The organism is Mycobacterium persicum, from assembly GCF_002086675.1.
Lineage (GTDB): Bacteria > Actinomycetota > Actinomycetes > Mycobacteriales > Mycobacteriaceae > Mycobacterium > Mycobacterium persicum.
On record NZ_MVIF01000352.1, the window covers coordinates 1 to 260 of the forward strand.

Here is a 260-nt window from a genome sequence, read left to right on the forward strand (position 1 = left end):
GTTCGGCGACGGCGGCGCCGGTGGCGTCGGGGGGCAGGGGAGCGGCAGCGCAAACGCCGGCGATGGCGGAGCCGGCGGCCACGCCGGCGTGTTCGGCAACGGCGGGGCCGGCGGCGACGGCGCCAACAGTTTCAAGCCCGGCGCCGGCGGGGCCGGCGGCGCCGGCGGCATGCTCGCCGGCGCCGGCGGCGCCGGGGGCAACGGCGGGAATAGCCAACGTTTCGCCGGCGGGGTCGCCGCAAACGGCGGAGCCGGCGGCG

1 pseudogene is annotated in these 260 nt (G+C 81.5%); it reads left to right on the forward strand.

Going from position 1 to position 260, the window contains the following annotated elements:
- Positions 1–260 (forward strand): annotated as a pseudogene (locus tag BST40_RS33710) (hypothetical protein); the annotation flags it as partial.